A 512-nucleotide genomic window follows, 5' to 3' on the forward strand; every position below is an offset into this window, starting at 1 on the left:
GTCATGGATGAGCTAAAAATACCAGATGAATCTGTGCACATAGCGAATGCATGAAAAATTGTTTTTTCCTCATTTAGTCTTTTATGGCTAGTTCCAATACCAATAATTAGACTTTCTTTTTCATCTGATCTATTAGTAACACTCCATGGAATTCCATTTGATTTACAAAAGATTTGTAAGGCAACATTGGAAATACTATATTTCAAAGTATTTTCATTAGAAAGCTTATCACTATATAAAAATTGTGATCCAGCATCATACTTCAAACAAAGTAACTTAATTGCAGTATAAAATTGACTAGATATATGCTCATCTCTACCATGTAAACAAATTACTAAAAAAGCATTTTTATCTTTTTTAAGAATTTCCTGCTCTATATCTTCCAAATTTTCGAGTAGATTACCTTTCAACTCATATTTTTTTACATTCCCCTTATCAACATTCATATTAAAAAAATCCTTCATTCCTGAAAAATAATTTTTAAATAATGCTCCAGTTAGAGCCTTATATAC

The 512-nt window shown here is 28.1% G+C and carries 1 protein-coding gene; it reads right to left on the minus strand.

From position 1 onward, the window contains the following. Positions 1–446, minus strand: a 446-nt coding sequence (locus HUN22_RS17645; RefSeq protein WP_254617573.1) for a Piwi domain-containing protein, incomplete at its 3' end; no start/stop codon positions are given. Positions 447–512: the final 66 nt, after the last annotated feature.

Origin of the sequence: Acinetobacter lactucae, from assembly GCF_013344765.1 — a bacterium.
Classification (GTDB): domain Bacteria; phylum Pseudomonadota; class Gammaproteobacteria; order Pseudomonadales; family Moraxellaceae; genus Acinetobacter; species Acinetobacter lactucae_A.